We start from the raw sequence: 16,093 nt of genomic DNA on the forward strand, positions 1-16,093 counted from the left end.
AAATTTTTTGGGGTAGAGCGGGGCTTGAATTGTCAAGGTTTGTTTGTTGTAAGTATCTGAAAATAAAGCGGAAAATATTTTTATCCGGCAAAAATCAAACATTGGTATGGCGGTTGCTCTATGAGGTATACAACACGGGCACCGATTGGCCCGAACTGACAACCTCCTATGGGAGCAGGTTCACGATGGTTTGTCCCTATTTCCGCCAGAACGAAGATTATTGCGACGTGGGTTGCGGTTACATTTCGCCGCACGATGTGAAAACCATCGTTGCGTTCTGTAACTGCCGGTTCAGGGAATGCGCCAAATATCAGGAACTCGCCGAGCGCGTCGGCTCCCTGCCTGAGCCGCAGGTTGAAATGCCGCGGCCCCGCCTCGCGGCCATGGCTCCGCAGGCAAGTGCGGCGACGGCGGTTCGCAAAGAGGCCCCCATCAAAATTCCCTTCAAATCCCGTTGGCCCTTGTCTTTTCAGTTGCGATACGTCACGGCTCATTATCACGAAGCCTATATTTCACCCATGACAGAGGAGAGAAAAATGTCTGAACAGTCGAGCAGTAGAGGTTGGACCGTTGTTTTGGCCGGGACCGGAATAAACCTGGCTCTGGGTATTCTTTATGCTTACAGCATGCTCAAGGGAGATATCGCCAAGCTGTTCGATGGCGCGGGCGACCCCTATGCGACTGCCTGCCTGGCCTTTGCCCTGTCCATGATTATCGGCGGCAAGATGCAGGACAAAGTCGGTCCCCGCATGACTGCCATTGTCGGCGGTCTTCTGGTCGGCGCCGGCTTTCTGGTCTGCTCCCAGACTTCCAGCTACTGGGGCTGGATATTCGGTTTCGGCGTCCTGGCCGGCCTCGGCTTCGGTTTCGGCTATTCGGCCGCCACGCCTCCCGCCCTCAAGTGGTTCTCTTCGGCCAAAACGGGCCTGATCGCCGGTATCGTCGTTTCCGGTTTCGGCATCGCCCCGGTTTATCTGGCGCCTCTGAGCAAGTACCTGCTCGGCAGCTATGGTCTGCATAGCACCATGATGATCCTCGGTATCGCTTTCATCGTCATCGTCTGCGGTATGGCCCTGCTGGTTGCCAATCCGCCGGCTGGTTATGTCCCGGCTGGTTCTGCTCCCGCTGCCGCCGCCAAGAAGAGCGCCGCGGTGGAGAAGACCCCCGGCGAAATGCTGCGTGAAGGCCGCTTCTACACCCTGTGGCTGACCTACTTCATCGGTGCCGGCGCCGGCCTGATGGTCATCGGCAGCATCGCTGGCATTGCCAAGCAGAGCATGGGCGAGTTGGCCTTTATCGCCGTGGCCGTCATGGCTGTGGGTAATGCTGCCGGCCGCGTTGTCGCCGGCGTCCTTTCCGACAAAATCGGTCGTGCCACCACCCTGACCATCATGCTGGTCTTCCAGGCCGTTCTCATGTTCGGTGCCATTTCGGTTGTTGGCAACACCAATTCGAGTGCTGTAATCGTCACCCTGCTGGCCACCTTCATCGGCTTCAACTACGGCACCAACCTGTCCCTTTTCCCCTCCTTCGCCAAGGATTACTGGGGCGTCAAGAATTACGGCATGAACTATGGCATTCTGTTTTCCGCCTGGGGTATCGGGGCCTTCGTCCTGGTCAAACTGTCGGCGGCTCTCAACGCCAAGTTCGGCGGCTTCACCACCTCTTTTATGGTCGCCGGGATCATGCTGCTGGTTGGCGCCATGATGTCTCTGTCGCTGCGCCCCAAAAAGGCCGAAGTGGCCGTCGAAGTGCCGGTTGCAGTTGGCGTCGAGGAAGAGGAACTGGCCTATCAGGAAGCTTCCAAGTAAGTTCAGAGTTTGCTTCGCGAGCACAAAAAGCCCCGCCCATTCGGCGGGGTTTTTTGTGCTCTTTGCACGTATATCGCGTCGTGACACGATGACGATGGGTGAATCTGACCTCCTTTTTTCGGGTTGACAGAGGGAGGGCCGGGTGGGATAAGAGGGGTCGTAGGATTTTTGCCCTGCGTCGTCTATCGGCGGTTGTTTTTCACCCTCATTCAAATCGGGACGCCATGACCGTATATACTTCCATTCTCGTTGAAATCGCTCTTCCGGTGCTGCTGATGCTGGGTGCCGAGCGCTTTGCCGTTACCTATTTTCTGCGAACCCCTGCCCAGGTGGCCTGGGTGCGTTCTCATACCTGGCTCCACCCCAATTCCATCAGCCGGGCCCGTTATCCCATGGGCTTTGTGTCCGCCACTTTTTTGCACATGGGCTACCCGAAGTTGAGTTTTCTGTTCTTCACCTTCTGGATGATTACCGACATCACCGATGGTGATATTGCCCGCAAGTGTGACCTTCACACGGAGGAGGGGGAGACCATCGATCCCTTCTCCGATAAGCTCATGTACACGCCCATGCTGGTTTATCTCTCCTGGCGGGGCTGGCTCAATCCTTACCTCGTTGGCTTCTTTCTGACCTTCGATATTGCCGGCCAACTCTCCCGCTATTTTATCAAGGTCAAGGCAGCCAACCTCTTCGGTAAGGCCAAGACCTTTCTGGTCGTGGTTCTGTTGATCGTCGTCGGCCTGGAATGGATCTACGGCCCCTTGCCGCTTTTGGGCCGATCCATTCAGCCGCTGATGGGCATGGTCGCCGCCCTGGCTTTCTGTTCCACCTTTTTCAAGCTTATCCCCAACTACTGGTATGCCAATATCCTCAGTATCCTCAACCTGGTGTGCGGCCTGGCCGGGTGCTGGGTGATCCTCGCCGGGCACCCGGCCGTCTATGCCCTGGGGCTGGTTTTTCTCGGGCAGTTTCTCGACCTTTTTGATGGCAGAGCGGCGGAGCGCTGGGGGTCAACCCCCCAGGGCGAGCTTTTTGACGATGTGGCCGATGGCACGAGTTTCGGACTGACCGTCGGACTTATTGTCACGGCCTCGTTTGCCAAACTGTGGGTTGGGGCTCTGATCGGGGCCCTCTATGTTGGCGCTGTGGTTTACCGCCTGGTGCGTTTTGTGGTGGAGAAAAGAAAGGCCGGGATCGCCGGTGGGGTAGGAACTTTTGCGGGAATGCCTTCTCCGGCCGGTGCGTTGCTGGCGGGCACGACCTGCGTGCTGATTCCCAGTGATCTGGTGGCAGCCTTCATCGTGGTGGCGACCTCATTGCTGATGGTCTCGCGGGTGCCTTATCCCCACTTTGGCCGAACGGTGCTGCCCAAAATCCCCAAAATCGCCAAGGTGCTTTTTCTGGGGGTTTTCCTGTTTCTTCTTGCCCTGGGTGTACGCCGCGATCATTATACCGCCGCCCTGGTGGTTTGCATGATAGCCGCCGTGTCGTATCTGGTTTCGCCCCTGTTCTGGAAAAAATCCGATAGCCGCGACGCCCTGAGCTGAAAAGCTCACAGCTCACGCTTTTAAAAGGTCAGACAGCGGGCGGGACATCCTCCATTTCGACCCAGAAGGTGCAGCCGCCGCCGGGCGTATCTTCGAGCCAGGCTTTACCGCCGTAGGCCTGGGCTACTTTCTGTACGATCGCGAGGCCCAGGCCAGAACCTTCGGTCTTCTGGGCATTTTCACCCCGGAAGAAAACCTCGAAAATTCTTTCACGCTCTATTTCTGAAATCCCTCTGCCATGGTCCCGCACAAAAAAGCGGACCCGGTGGCCCTGTGCTTCCCCCCCGATGTTGATACCTTCGGTAGTCTTACTCGCGTAGCGCAGGGCGTTGCCGATCAGATTGCTGAAAACCTGGGTAAGAAAGGTTTCGGGGACATGCAAGGAAGGGAGCTCGCCGATCGAAACCCGGGTGCCGGCATGGTCTGGTCGGCTTTTCAGTTCGGCCAGCACGGAGTTGACCACCTCTGCGGCGGAGACCGGCGATTTCGGTCGTTCCAGGCGACCCACAGTGGCCAGGCAGAGCAGGTCCTCCAGGAGCTTCAGCATTTTGGTGCCTGCTTTTTCAATCTCCCTGAGAATGTCTTCCGTCTGCTCATCCCATTGCTTTTCATGCTCGTTCTGCAGAAAATCGGCAAACCCGATGATGGCCGCCAGCGGCGTGCGCAGATCGTGGGAGATAGTATAGACAAATCGTTCCAACTCTCTGTGCGCGGTGTTTGTCTCCTCTTCAAGGTGCTTCGCCTTGCTGATGTCGCGGATGGCCGTGTGGTAAGTTTCGTCAGGCATCATTTTGCTGTTCATGGCAACGGGGACCGTGGAGCCGTCTTTTCTGGACAGATTCCGCTCGGTCAGCAGTACCTTGCCGGCTTTGAGCAGGTCATAACGCAGGGGGTTAGCCCTTCGTTCTTCGTCAGAAAAGAGGCAGGAGATATTCCTGCCGATGATTTCGTCCTTCTCGTATCCGGTCAGTGTCAAGGCGCTGGCGTTGGCCGCCGTAATGTTGCCCTGAGTGTCTCCCAAAAAGATAGCATCGGCCGCCAGCTCCATCAGGGAGCGGTAGCGGGCCTCCTGGGCTGCCAGTCTGGAATAGGCCGCCTGACTTTCACGCAACTCTTGCCGAAGCAGCTCAATCTCTGCCCGCATCTGGGCCATCTGCTGATTTGGGGTGTTGCCGGGTTCTCGGTCTGAGGGCATAAACAGCTCTCTGGGGATGGAGGGGTGTTTTGAAAGCCTTTAAAAGTCAATGCTTTAAGGGTTTAGTCCCGGTTTTTGACATGGATCGGTGAAACCTTAGCACAAAATACCAGGTGGAGGAACTCAGGAAATTCCTGAGGGTGAGAACTTTCACAAGGGAGGGGGCCGTCGTTCTTTAGGCTGAATCAGGGGACAGTGGTGTCGACGTAATGGGCGTGGGGCGTGACATCTTTGAGAGCTTGGACAAAGGAGACCCCTAAAGGTTTCATCAGGAAGATGGTGAGAGTGCCCATGACGATGAGAGCCATGGTCCAGTTGAACATGGCCGTAAACCATTCCCAGTCCACTTCCGCCTGTTTTTTGCGTTTTTCTTCCTCTTTGTCCAGTTCCTCCTGGCTGCGTGCTGCTTTGCGCATGAGGCGGCCGGAGGTGAGGAAAATAACCGCGGAAATGACAAAGTGAGGCATGACCTCAATGGAGAGCTTGCCGGTGCCGAGCATGACACCGTAAAAGATCATGGAGCACAGGCCGAGCAGGGTAAGATGTTGGCTCAGTCGGGCGTTCACAAGGTCTCCTCGGGTAGCGTCCGTCTCAAGTGGCGAAATCATTCGGGCGGACGTGCTGAGAATCAGGGTGCGGTCAGGGTGGATTAAGCCCTGGCGAGAACTTTAAAACGATATTTTAAATTAACCGTCAGCAGGGCGGGTTGTCAAGGGAATGCTGAATGTGGGCCAAAAATACAGCCTTATGAAGATGAGGCCGTTGAGCGGGCTATATCGACGGCCGTAAAAATTCAGCTCTTTGAGGTGCTGGCGAAGAACTGGCGCAAGGGGGGTGTCATGGCGGCATACAGGGCCATGGTGGCGACCAGCAGGCCAAAAGAACCGGCGAGAATCTGCAGAGCCGGACTGGCCAGGGAAATTGCCGCCGCCAGAGTCAGAATCATGCCGGCCATGCCGGCAAAGACCAACTTGAGTGGGCCTGGAACCTGGGCGTTGATCAGGAATACAAAAGAGAAAAGCCCCCACATGGCGAGATAGGAGACGAGTTCGGCAGTTTTAGGCGCAGCCCCTGAATGGCCTTCGGGCAGAATGATCAGGGCAATCAGGGATATCCAGAATAGGCCAAAGGCTGTGCAGGTCACAGCGCAGAAGGTGTGCTGCCGCCGCCACTCCATGATGCCGACAAGAATCTGTCCGGCGCCGCCGTAAAACATGCAGGTCGCCAGAATTTGGCTGTTTACAGTGAAAAGCCCCGTAAGATGCAAACCAAAGAGCAGGGCCGTGAGTCCCAGACCCAAAAGGCCCAGAGGGGCGGAGCTGACAGTGACGGAGGATAGGGGAAGGATTGAAACCGTGGATTTGTTCATCATGGCAGAAACTTTCTCCGGGGTTTCAGGTCAACAGGATGACGGCCGCAGAGGCGGTGGCCTGTCGTCCGAAGGGTGAAAAGCGGGTGCGGGGGAGTTTCGACCCGTCCCTCAACGGTTCGAAGCCTCACCACGCACCGTCGGAAGCAACTGATCTTTTACTAGAGCAAAGGGCGTACCAACGCTTATTTACAAACTAATAAAATAAAAAATATAAAAAAAACAGGATGTTGCGAGGGTCTGGGCTTGGGCCGTAAGGATGCTTGTTTTTTGCGAATGTGCAAAAAAGTAGGGGAGGTCACAGGGCCACGGCGGCCTTTTGTGGGAGAATCTTGTCTGATAGAGGGATGTGTTGTGTGATTTCAGTATGTTGAGAAGAGAATAAAAGATGAAAAAAATTTTTGCAGATGTGCAAAGGGTCTGAGACAGCCCCTTGCATCACTGCAAGGGGCGATCAGGAGAAATCCTCTCGACTGATTTCGTACTTTTTGAGTTTTCGATAGATAGTGGCCATGTTCATACCGGCTTCGCGGGCGGCGGCTTCGACGTTGCCGCCTGTTTTCTGCAGCAGACTTTTGAGGTAGCGGGTCTCGAAATCGGCCAGTGCCGATGAATAGTCGTTTTCGTTGTCCGAGGAAAGGTCTGGCTCCGCGGTTGTTTCTTTTCCCGTGTCGATGAACTGAGCCAGGGTGTCAAGCTGGATGACTTCTGCGGTTTCTATCGCCATAGAGGCTTCCAGTACGTTGCGCAGCTGGCGAATATTGCCAGGCCAGGAAAACTGGCAGGCCGCCTGGAGTGCTTCACTGGAGAGCCCCTTGATCTGGGTGCCGAATTTCTCGTTCTGCTGCTTGATGAAGTGGGTCACGAGCAGAGGGATGTCCCCGCGGCGCTCCCGCAGGGGAGGGAGCCTGAGATTCACCACGTTGAGACGGTAGTAGAGATCTTCGCGAAAGGTGCCCTTTTCGACGTCGGCAAGCAGGTCGGCGTTGGTGGCCGACAGGATGCGAACGTTCACTTTGGTGGGGCGGGTATCGCCGATGCGATGAAATTCCTGCTCCTGCAGAAACCGCAGCAGGGTTTTCTGTACGTTCATCGGCAGGTTGCCGACTTCGTCGAGGAAGAGGGTGCCGCCATCCGCCGCTTCCAGCAGCCCCTGTCTGTTCTCCGTCGCCCCTGTGAAGGCGCCTTTTTTGTAGCCGAAGAGTTCGCTTTCGAGCAGGGACTCGGGCAAGGCGCCACAGTTGATGGCGAGAAAACGTTTATCGCGGCGCGGGCTGTTGTAGTGAATGGCCTGGGCGATCAATTCCTTGCCGGTACCCGACTCGCCGGTGATGAGCACGGAGGTATCGCGGATGGCGATCTTTGCCACCGTCTCCATGAGAGGGCGCAGGCCGGTGGTGGCGCCGATGATGTTGTCGAAGCGGAACTTGCCCACCAGTTCCTGGCGCAGTTCCTGGTTTTCTTCGAGAAGTTCGGTCTGCTTGAGGGCGTTTTTGACTCGGTAGAGGAGTTCCTCGGGCTCAAAAGGTTTGGTCAGGATATCGTAGGCCCCCCGCCGCAGCGCCTGGATAGACATCTCCACGGTGGCGAAGGCCGTAATCATAATGACGGGCATGCCGGGGCATTTTTCCTTGATGCGCTGTAGCACTTCAAGGCCATCCATGCCCGGCATTTTGACGTCGCTGATGACCAGGTCCCAATCGGAGCCCTTGAATTCTTCTACCGCTTCAAAAGAGCGCGTATAGGCTTTGGCCGCGTAGCCGTTGTCAGTCAGGATCGCCTCCATCATCCGACAGAGGCCCTCTTCGTTGTCAATGAGCATGATGCGTTTAGAAGCCATAGGAGTTTTCCTCTTGGGTCACGGGCAGCAGGACAGTGACGGTGGTTCCTTCGCCAACCGTGCTTTCAAGGGTGATCTTGCCATGGTGCTGCTCGATGATCTGCTTGGTGATGGCGAGGCCAAGGCCTGTGCCGCGTGCCTTTGTGGTAAAGAACGGTTCAAAGATCTTCTCCACATTTTCGGGGGGGATGCCGCAGCCATTGTCACGGAAGGAGAGGTGAAGATAGCCGTCATCCCCCATCCGGGTGCCGACGACCAACTGTCCGCCTTCGGCCATGGCCGGGCCAGCATTGAGGATGAGATTGATGGCTACCTGCCGCATCTGATCGCCGTCGACAGGTATGCGGGGTAGATCCCTGGCAAAATCGCGGACGACGGAAACATGGTGCATGTCCGTGTGATTGGCGGCAAAATCGGTGATCTGGGTGAGCAGGTCGTTGATGTCCGTCTCTTCCAGGGTCGGTTTGGGCGTTCGGGCGTAGCTCAGCAGATCCTGGACGATCTTTTTACAGCGCTTGCTCTCCCGTTTGATCTCGTGGATGTATTTGTAATTGGGATCTTCCGGTGGGATCTTGCCTTCCATGTAGCTGGCATAACCCAGAATGACGCCCAAAGGGTTGTTGATTTCGTGAGCGACGCCGGAAGAGAGGATTCCCAGGGAGGCCATTTTGCCCTGCTGGGCCAAGGCGGCCTCCATTTCCTGATTACGTTTGATGATACCGGTCATGCGGTTGAAGGTGGTGGCCAGTTCTCCCAGTTCGTCCCGGGTCTCCACCTGCATCTGCACATCGAGTCGGCCCTGCTTGACCTGACGGATGACCTCGATCATGTGGTTGATGGGCTCCGTCAGGATTTTGGAGGCTAGAAAAATCAGGATGACCGCCGCTATGCCCACGAAAAGAGGCAGCAGCAGCATGGCGGTAACGATGCGCCATTTGATGAGATTGGCCTCCTGATAGAACTCGTCTTCGTAGGAGCCAACGCCGACAATCCAGTCCCAGGGAGCAAAGTAGACGTAACGCACAATTTTCATGCGCGGGCTGGCCTCTCCCGGGTTCAGCCAGGGATAGCGGATCCAGCCGTTTTTCTTTTCGATCATCTCCTGCAGAAAATGATTCCCTTCCGAATCAACGGCATCGTAATGGTTCTGCCCCTCCGCCTCGGGGTGTACGGTGAATTCACCTTCACTGTCCATGCAGAAGATATAGCCGGTTTTGCCGACCTTCTTGCTTTTGAGTTTGTCTTTAAGCTCTTCGAGGGAGCGGGTTTCAAACGCCAGATCTTCGTAGGTTTCGTCGAGATAGCTGCTGACGGCGATGATCCAGTCCCACTCCCGAAAATAACGGTAGGCGGCGATTTTGCGACGGGGAGCCGTGTCGCCAAGGATTTCGTTGCGCCAGGGGTAGGTGATGAACTGAACTTCGTCCGTTTTTGAGCGGAGGGCGTTTTCCGTCATCTCGCGAATGAAATAGCGGCCGCATTCGTCCTTTTCATCGATGATGTTTTCCCCTTCCCGGGCCACATGAACCTTGAGCTCTCCCGCCGTGGTAATGGCGTAGATATAGCCCGTTTCTCCCACGGCCGTTTTTTTCAAGGCCGTCTTGGCTTCCGCCTTGGCCTGCTCCAAAGTGAGACTGCCACTCCGATACTGCTGATGCTGGGCTTCAACGAGGTTGTAGGCAAAGTTGGCGAGCACACCCATGTCTTCGGTGAAGGACTTGCGTTTATCCTGCTTGTAGACCTGGAACTGCTGGTAGTGGGAGTTGAGCAGGTCGAGTGTAAAGCCCGCCATATGGTCGAGGTCATCCATACTCGTCTGGGTGATGCCGCGATAGGCCTGCTTGGTCGCGGTCACACCGATGAGCGCCCCCACGATAAAAATCGGGATGAGGACCACCGGCAGCACGATCACCAGCATTTTCGGGCGAAGCCTGAGGTTTTTGACAAAACCGAAAAGGTACTTGCTCATCGAAACCACGTTGTTTAAGGGAGAATGGGGGCAGTATGGTGTATACGATATTCCAAAGTCAAGCCGCCGCGGCTGGCGCCGGGCTGTCCCGAAGGACTCCGGCGGTGGTCAGGGGGCGTCAGTGATGGCGATCGGGTTCGGCGATCTGCTCGGGTAACTGGAACGTCCGGCGATAATGACGCGTCTCCAGAATAGCGATTTTGATGATGCTGGCGATGGGCACCCCGATGATCATACCCAGAACCCCATAGAGTTTGCCGCCCATGATGATGGCCAGCAGGACCCAGAGGGGGTGAAGGTTGGAAACGCGGGAAATGAGAATGGGGATGAGGATGAAATTGTCGACGATCACCTGCGCGATCAGGACATAAACCATGACGATCCACCAGAACTGACCACCCATGCCAAGGTCGGTCAAGGCGATGAGCAGGCCGGGTATCATGCCGACGATGGGGCCGATATAGGGCACCAGGTTGGTAACCCCGGCAAAGAGCCCCAGCAGAGGCGCATAGCGGATGTCGGTGAAGGACAGCCCTACGGCTACCACGACGCCGACGATAAAGGCTTCGAGAATGCGCCCGCGGATGAAGTGCGCCATCTGCTGGCTGATGTGAAAGGAGAGGTCGTGCAGCATTTCAAACTGGCGGTTGGGGGCCAGAGAAATCGTGGATCGCAGAATCTTGCGGCCATCGCGCAGGAAAAAAAAGGAAAAGAGCGGCACCAGGATCAGCAGACTGCCCAAGCGAAGAGCCGATTTGGGGGTCTGCACCAGCAGGTAGCCGACGACCCCTTCGATCAGGTCGCGGGCTTTGCTGGTAAATTCGTAGCCCTGGATCATGGGCAGGCGGGCCTGCAGGCTCAACTGCACCTCTTTCACAAAGGCGACGAGGTTGCCGGCATAACGTGGAATGTCCGTTCGCAGGGAGTTCCACATATCCACCCATTGGGGGACCAGCCAGCGGGCGGCCAGGTAAAGGGCCGAGGAAATGAGCAGGTAGACGATAAAAATGCTGAACGTCCGACTGATGTGATCCCTCTCGAGGTATTTGACCAGGGGGTCAAGCAGAAAGGCGGTGATCATGGCCAGCAGCAGGGGAAGGATCAGGCCGGCCGTCGCCGTTCTCAGCAGGCCGAAGACATTGGTGGCCGAGGAGAAGATGGCCAGACCGCTGGCGATGCCGGCCGTCAGTACCAGATAGAGAAGAACGATTTGCGGGCGGGTCAGTTTTCTCGAGTCAGTCATTCGGGCAACCCTGCCGATTCACGCTCCGTCGCGGCTGATTCGAGCTGGGCTTTGAGGCGACGGATTTCATAGCTGGCACTGTGAAGTCTCTCACTGATGCAGCGGGTCAGTCCCATGAGGATTTTGTTGGCCAGGCCGAGATGCTTGGGGATCACCTCCATCAGGTCGGCGCGAAAAAGCCCCACCAGTTCGGCATTTTCCAACGCCCGGGCCGAAGCGGTTCTGCTGGCCGGAGCGGTGAGGGTTGTTTCGCCGAAAAAATCGCCGGGGCCGAGGATGGTTACTTCCTCCTCCTGCCCTGACGGGGACAGGTGAAAAATGCGAACGCGACCGGAACGTATGATGTAGAGACCGCTGCCTGGATCGCCTTCTTTGAAAATCGTCTCGCCGGCATCGTAGTGGCGGATGTGGACGAGGGATTCGAGCAGACGAATCTCCCGCCCGTTGAGATCGGTAAAGAGGGGGATGGTGCCCAGCAGGTAGGCCAGGGACTCTTCCTCGGATTTTTTACGAAAAATATTGCCCCACAGCGGATTCACGATATGCTCCCTAAACAGGATTTGGTTACTTGAACCTCCCGGTTCCGTTACGGCTAAAACAGCGTGTCAGTATAGCAGTTGTCCCGGTAAAAACCAATAAAAACGACGGCTAATCCAGATGCTGGTCTTAAGGGGATTCTTTGGCCTGGACCCCTGTGTTGACAGCCCCTCGGCCCCCTGATATTCTTCGCCCTGCTCGAAGGAGGTTTCCCATGGATGTTTTTCGCTGCAGGATATGCACCGAGCCGTGCCTCGAATCGGTCAGGCCCATGCACTGCCCCTTTTGTGGGGCCCGTCAGGAATACATTGTGCCGGCTGAGGCTTATGAGCCAAATGCTATTGCCGAACTGTCAGACAAGAGCCGCGAGTCTCTTCAGAAGGCCCTGGCCCAGCAGGTGGACAACAGCCAATTCTACCGGGGGGCTTCGAAGGTGGCCGACGATGAAGAGGGCGCCGCTCTTTTTGCCGCCATGGCGGCCCAGGAAGCCCGTCACGCCGAAATCGTCTGCCGCATCCTTGGTTTGCCCGCACCCGAAGAGTTGCGCGATACGGGGTCCTGTTCCCCCTCCCACAAAGAAAATAGGATCGAGGCCGGCAAGCGCCAGACGCGTCTATCCAAGATCTACTCCAAGTTTCTGGAGGATGCCAGCGAGGAAGGGGTTCGCGAGGTTCTCAAGGCCTTTATCGAAATTGAAAACGACCATCTCGGGCTGGCCGGATAGCAGACAGCCCTCACGCACAGACCAGCCAGGGTTTCCCTGGCTTTTTTTATCGACAGAGAGTTGGTCATGCAGGACGTCGACCTGAAAAAATATCCCACCGCGTCCGGCGTCTACCTCATGAAGGAGGCGGGCGGAGCGGTCCTCTATGTGGGCAAGGCCAAGAACCTGCGCGCCCGTTTGCGCAGTTATTTCTCCCGGGAGGGCGACGGCCGCGCCCACATCCGCTTTCTGATGAACAAGGTCGATAGCATCGAGACCATTGTGACGGATACGGAAAAAGAGGCCCTGATTCTCGAAAACACCCTGATCAAGAAACACCGCCCCCGTTACAACATCAACCTGCGGGACGACAAAACCTATGTTTCCCTGCGATTGGACCTGCGGGAGGAATTCCCCTTTCTGCAGGTGGTGCGCCAGGTCAAACGTGACGGCGCCCTCTATTTTGGACCCTTCTCCTCCTCCTCGGCTGTGCGCGAGACCCTGAAGGAGATCTATCGCATCTTCCCCCTGCGCCACTATCCCATGGAAATCTGCCGCCGGCGCCGACGCCCCTGTCTGTTCTACCAGATCGGCCAGTGCAGCGCGCCCTGTCATGGTCATATCAGTGCCGAAGAGTACAACCATCTGGTGCGTGGTGTGGTTTCCCTGCTGTCAGGGAGGGAAACCGAGGTGATCGACATGATTCGCCAGCGCATGCGGGACGCCTCGGCCGCCCTGCGCTTTGAGGAGGCCGCGCGGCTGCGGGACCAGGTCCGGGCCATCGAGGAGACCGTGGAGCGTCAGAAAGTGTGGGATGCCGGCGGCGGCGACCAGGATATTTTCGGCCTGCACCGCGAAGGGGGGGAAGTCGAGCTGGCCGTCCTCTTCATCCGCCAGGGTAAACTCATTGACCGCCGCAGCTACAATCTGGAGTGGCGGATGGATGACGATGAGCTCCTCTCCTCCTTTCTGCAGGAATTCTACGGGCGGGATATTCTCATTCCCGATGCGGTTCTGTTGCCCTTTCTGCCGGCGGACAGCGATACCCTCTCCGAGTGGCTGGGCGATCGCAAGGGCAAAAAAGTGGCTTTGGCGGCACCGCAGCGCGGGGACCGGCGCGCCCTGGTGGAGATGGCGGGCCGCAACGCCCTGGAGGCTTTTCGGGAGCGGGGCAGCCGGCGTGAGGCGCGGGAGCGGGTGCTGGAAGAGATTCGCGACCGGCTGCAGCTGAGCCGGTTGCCGCAGCGGATGGAATGCTTCGATATTTCCAATGTGCAGGGAAGTTTCAGCGTGGGGAGCATGGTCGTTGCTATCGATGGCGAACCGGCCAGTGAGGCCTACCGTCACTTCCGCATCCGCACCGTCGAGGGCGCGGATGACTACGCCTCTCTGCGCGAAGTGGTGCGCCGTCGTCTCAGTCGGGGTCTAAAGGAAGGAGAACTGCCGGATTTTATTCTGATTGACGGCGGCAAAGGGCAGCTGGCCGTGCTCTCGGCGGTTCTCGATGAGCTGGGGCTGCAGGAGCGCATCGATATCGCCGGCATTGCCAAGAGCCGGGTAATCAGCAACGTACGAGGCAAGGCGGTGGAGCGCAGCGAGGAACGATTTTTTCGGCCGGGGAGGAAAAACCCCGTCCTGCTGCGTCAGGGAGGCGCTGCGCTCTTCATGCTGGAACGGTTGCGGGACGAGGCCCACCGCTTCGCCATCACACACCATCGCAAGGTGCGCAAAAAAGCCACGCTTCGCTCCACGCTGGATGAGGTGCCTGGGGTCGGCAAAGCCAGACGCCAGCTGCTATTGAAACACTTCGGCAGTCTGAAAAAAATCCGCGACGCCTCACTCGAGCAGCTGCAGGAGGTCCCTGGTCTGCCACGCCAGGTGGCCGAGGAGGTGCACGCCTTTTTGCATCGGTCGAAAACCCCTTCCTGAGGCACATACTGCTCTGCCTGCACAAAAAAACGCCCCGACAATAATCTAATGCAAAGGGTTTATTTGGTCTGCTTTTTTGCGGATATCCCCATGTCTAGACATGGTAGAGGTTAGGGCCGTAAATACCCCTTATTGCTAAGTCATAATGTTGATATTATGTATTGGATAAATCCATTACAGGAAAGTTGGCATTGAAGAGAGTGGTCAGCTGAGACAAACTTGCCTTTTCATTATGTTAAGCATTTGTCTCTATTCAATTTGTCGAAAAGTCACTTCTCCATTGAGTTGACAAAGTTTATCTACTCCTGAATCGATTTTACCTAGAATGATTAGACCACTGGCATAACCGAAATCCTTATAAAAGATGGCCAGGTTCCCCCAGGGGGCGTACAGGGCGATGTCTCCCGCAGAAGGATCACTGCCCGAGGGCGCCCCTTGCGTGGACAATTTTCTGGGCAGATCACTGATTTTTTCCGTGCCGGCATAATCTTTAAGCGTCAGGGTTAGCGGCAGCATCGACATAAAGTCGCGACTGGTTGCATTGTCCATCATCGTCGCGGTCAGAACTGTCTTTCCTGCGGTTATTTTTATTTTCATTGAGACGGTCTCCTCACTGAATGCCGAGGTGGTCAAGGCGATCCATAGGAGCGGGAACGTAAATACCCTTTTCTTCATCGGCCACCTCCTGCTTCTCACGCGTTTATTTTGCAGCTCGGGCAGCCAGGACCTTTTCCAAGACCTGGTTGGCATTTTCTGCTTCCCTCGCACCAACTCTGGACTGAATCACCGCGATGAAATCTTCCATCTGCGCTTCGGTCATGCCGGTATTCATGGCTGCCCCGAGGTGAAAACTGAGTGGGCCATCCAATCCGGGCATGCTGGACAGGGCGGCGATGGTCGCCAGCTCTCTTTGCTGAAACGTCAGCACGTCCCGGACAAAGATATCCGCAAACAGATGCTCTTTCAGGAAGCTATCGATAACCGGCGAGAACTCCTGCCACTTAGCCGGAGGGGGAATCTTGTCCAACCCGCCCAGTTGAGCGCGCACTTTTGCGCCATACTCATCCCGGTTCAGGTCTGCTGGGAGCGGGCTCGCCTCCTTTCCCATGACATCTTTAATACCTTTGGCCTGCCGTTCATCCATGACCGCCATGAAGGTGCCAAGCCCATTTAGGCTGCGGGGAAAACCGGCGTACGCATACATTTGCACCAGGATCTCTTTGATCTCGTTGACGCTCAGGCCTGCATCCAGGCCTTCGTTCAACGAGGCTTTCAGCTTGGCGAGATCGCCGTTGGCGGTAAATGCGGCGATGGTCATGATACTTTCCTGTTTTTGATCCAACGCACGATGTTTTTCCATAACGTCTCCTTCCGCGCCAAATGCCAGACCCGTTATGGGCAGCGAAACAATCAAAAGGGCAATGATGGCTGTTTTCATAGTGTTCTCCTTACTTCCCCAGATACTGGGCATCACTGACCTTTTCTTTCCAGATGACATTCTTGCCATCGAGGTCACCGGTCAGGACGAGATGTGTCATGGGGGAATCGGGTGTGGCCCCGTGCCAGTGGTCGATGTCGGGCGGGCACCAGACGGCGTCCCCGGCCTTGATGGTCACGATTTTCCCGTCCCGCGTTCCCGTCAGACCGACACCGGAAGTCACGACCATGTGCTGACCTGCAGGATGAAGGTGCCAGGCGGTTCTGGCTCCAGGCTGAAAGGTGACATAAGCCCCCGAATAGTGGGCCGTTTCGTTGGCGGGAAACAGCATGTCAACCTGAACATCCCCCGTGAAGAGGTTTTCCGGGCCCTTGAAAGACTTTTGTGACCCGGCCGCAAAAATCTCCTGAGACGGGTCAGCGGCAAGCGCGGGGCTGGAAAGTCCCACGGCGGAAAGAATCAGGCAAAAGGCTAAATAACGTGATGACTGTTTCATTTCGATCTCCTTTGTG

Annotated in this window: 14 protein-coding genes; 4 read left to right on the top strand and 10 right to left on the bottom strand. The window is 56.5% G+C overall.

Annotated features, from left to right (window positions below):
• Positions 1–536 precede the first annotated feature (536 nt).
• Positions 537–1,811: an OFA family MFS transporter gene (locus MJO47_RS08865; RefSeq protein ID WP_371926690.1), complete on the top strand. Its 1,275-nt coding sequence runs from the start codon at positions 537–539 to the stop codon at positions 1,809–1,811.
• A gap of 224 nt (positions 1,812–2,035) precedes the next feature.
• Entirely contained in the window at positions 2,036–3,358 is a 1,323-nt protein-coding gene (locus MJO47_RS08870; RefSeq protein ID WP_253960770.1) for a CDP-alcohol phosphatidyltransferase family protein, read from the top strand.
• A 28-nt stretch (positions 3,359–3,386) separates the two neighbouring features.
• On the opposite strand, the gene MJO47_RS08875 is transcribed toward MJO47_RS08870, so the two are convergent.
• The 7 genes from MJO47_RS08875 to MJO47_RS08905 form a co-directional block, all read right to left on the bottom strand.
• Positions 3,387–4,553 carry an ATP-binding protein gene (locus MJO47_RS08875; RefSeq protein ID WP_253960771.1) on the bottom strand — a complete coding sequence of 389 codons (1,167 nt, stop codon included), beginning with the start codon at positions 4,551–4,553 and terminating at the stop codon, positions 3,387–3,389.
• 185 nt (positions 4,554–4,738) lie between these two features.
• On the bottom strand, positions 4,739–5,119 hold the full coding sequence (locus tag MJO47_RS08880) for a hypothetical protein (protein WP_253960772.1): 381 nt from the start codon (positions 5,117–5,119) through the stop codon (positions 4,739–4,741).
• Between the two features lie 227 nt (positions 5,120–5,346).
• Positions 5,347–5,925, bottom strand: a complete 579-nt coding sequence (locus MJO47_RS08885; RefSeq protein ID WP_253960773.1) for an acetate uptake transporter — start codon at positions 5,923–5,925, stop codon at positions 5,347–5,349.
• A 451-nt stretch (positions 5,926–6,376) separates the two neighbouring features.
• Entirely contained in the window at positions 6,377–7,762 is a 1,386-nt protein-coding gene (locus MJO47_RS08890; RefSeq protein ID WP_253960774.1) for a sigma-54 dependent transcriptional regulator, read from the bottom strand.
• A complete protein-coding gene (locus MJO47_RS08895; RefSeq protein WP_253960775.1) occupies positions 7,752–9,731 on the bottom strand; it encodes a cache domain-containing protein in 1,980 nt (659 codons plus the stop codon). The genes MJO47_RS08890 and MJO47_RS08895 overlap by 11 nt, the downstream gene beginning before the upstream one ends.
• A 118-nt stretch (positions 9,732–9,849) precedes the next feature.
• Entirely contained in the window at positions 9,850–10,974 is a 1,125-nt protein-coding gene (locus MJO47_RS08900; protein ID WP_253960776.1) for an AI-2E family transporter, read from the bottom strand.
• Complete coding sequence (locus tag MJO47_RS08905; RefSeq protein ID WP_253960777.1) at positions 10,971–11,513, bottom strand: cyclic nucleotide-binding domain-containing protein; 543 nt, start codon at positions 11,511–11,513, stop codon at positions 10,971–10,973. The genes MJO47_RS08900 and MJO47_RS08905 overlap by 4 nt, the downstream gene beginning before the upstream one ends.
• 212 nt (positions 11,514–11,725) lie before the next feature.
• Between MJO47_RS08905 and MJO47_RS08910 the strand changes: the two genes are divergently transcribed.
• Both MJO47_RS08910 and uvrC read left to right on the top strand, forming a co-directional pair.
• Positions 11,726–12,235 (top strand): ferritin family protein, encoded by a 510-nt coding sequence (locus MJO47_RS08910; protein WP_253960778.1) that lies wholly within the window; start codon positions 11,726–11,728, stop codon positions 12,233–12,235.
• A gap of 66 nt (positions 12,236–12,301) precedes the next feature.
• The gene (gene uvrC, locus MJO47_RS08915) at positions 12,302–14,143 is read left to right on the top strand and encodes an excinuclease ABC subunit UvrC (RefSeq protein ID WP_253960779.1); all 1,842 of its coding nucleotides are present in this window, start codon (positions 12,302–12,304) and stop codon (positions 14,141–14,143) included.
• A 249-nt stretch (positions 14,144–14,392) separates the two neighbouring features.
• Here uvrC and MJO47_RS08920 read toward each other — a convergent pair whose 3' ends face one another.
• From MJO47_RS08920 to MJO47_RS08930, 3 genes are read right to left on the bottom strand one after another with little or no spacing between them, the layout of a single operon-like run.
• Complete coding sequence (locus MJO47_RS08920; protein ID WP_253960780.1) at positions 14,393–14,818, bottom strand: cyclophilin-like fold protein; 426 nt, start codon at positions 14,816–14,818, stop codon at positions 14,393–14,395.
• Between the two features lie 25 nt (positions 14,819–14,843).
• Complete coding sequence (locus MJO47_RS08925; RefSeq protein WP_253960781.1) at positions 14,844–15,581, bottom strand: carboxymuconolactone decarboxylase family protein; 738 nt, start codon at positions 15,579–15,581, stop codon at positions 14,844–14,846.
• Between the two features lie 10 nt (positions 15,582–15,591).
• Complete coding sequence (locus MJO47_RS08930) at positions 15,592–16,077, bottom strand: cupin domain-containing protein (RefSeq protein WP_371926691.1); 486 nt, start codon at positions 16,075–16,077, stop codon at positions 15,592–15,594.
• Between the last annotated feature and the right edge of the window lie 16 nt (positions 16,078–16,093).

The sequence above is a fragment of the Desulfuromonas sp. KJ2020 genome (genome assembly GCF_024197615.1).
GTDB lineage: Bacteria > Desulfobacterota > Desulfuromonadia > Desulfuromonadales > SZUA-540 > SZUA-540.

What these genes read in the sequence shown, in the direction of transcription:
- MJO47_RS08925 (WP_253960781.1), bottom strand. Translation starts at nt 15,581, where the DNA reads ATGAAAACAGCCATCATTGCCCTTTTGATTGTTTCGCTGCCCATAACG.
- MJO47_RS08910 (WP_253960778.1), top strand. Translation starts at nt 11,726, where the DNA reads ATGGATGTTTTTCGCTGCAGGATATGCACCGAGCCGTGCCTCGAATCG.
- MJO47_RS08930 (WP_371926691.1), bottom strand. Translation starts at nt 16,077, where the DNA reads ATGAAACAGTCATCACGTTATTTAGCCTTTTGCCTGATTCTTTCCGCC.
- MJO47_RS08875 (WP_253960771.1), bottom strand. Translation starts at nt 4,553, where the DNA reads ATGCCCTCAGACCGAGAACCCGGCAACACCCCAAATCAGCAGATGGCC.
- MJO47_RS08895 (WP_253960775.1), bottom strand. Translation starts at nt 9,731, where the DNA reads ATGAGCAAGTACCTTTTCGGTTTTGTCAAAAACCTCAGGCTTCGCCCG.
- MJO47_RS08865 (WP_371926690.1), top strand. Translation starts at nt 537, where the DNA reads ATGTCTGAACAGTCGAGCAGTAGAGGTTGGACCGTTGTTTTGGCCGGG.
- MJO47_RS08900 (WP_253960776.1), bottom strand. Translation starts at nt 10,974, where the DNA reads ATGACTGACTCGAGAAAACTGACCCGCCCGCAAATCGTTCTTCTCTAT.
- MJO47_RS08870 (WP_253960770.1), top strand. Translation starts at nt 2,036, where the DNA reads ATGACCGTATATACTTCCATTCTCGTTGAAATCGCTCTTCCGGTGCTG.
- MJO47_RS08920 (WP_253960780.1), bottom strand. Translation starts at nt 14,818, where the DNA reads ATGAAGAAAAGGGTATTTACGTTCCCGCTCCTATGGATCGCCTTGACC.
- MJO47_RS08890 (WP_253960774.1), bottom strand. Translation starts at nt 7,762, where the DNA reads ATGGCTTCTAAACGCATCATGCTCATTGACAACGAAGAGGGCCTCTGT.
- uvrC (WP_253960779.1), top strand. Translation starts at nt 12,302, where the DNA reads ATGCAGGACGTCGACCTGAAAAAATATCCCACCGCGTCCGGCGTCTAC.
- MJO47_RS08885 (WP_253960773.1), bottom strand. Translation starts at nt 5,925, where the DNA reads ATGATGAACAAATCCACGGTTTCAATCCTTCCCCTATCCTCCGTCACT.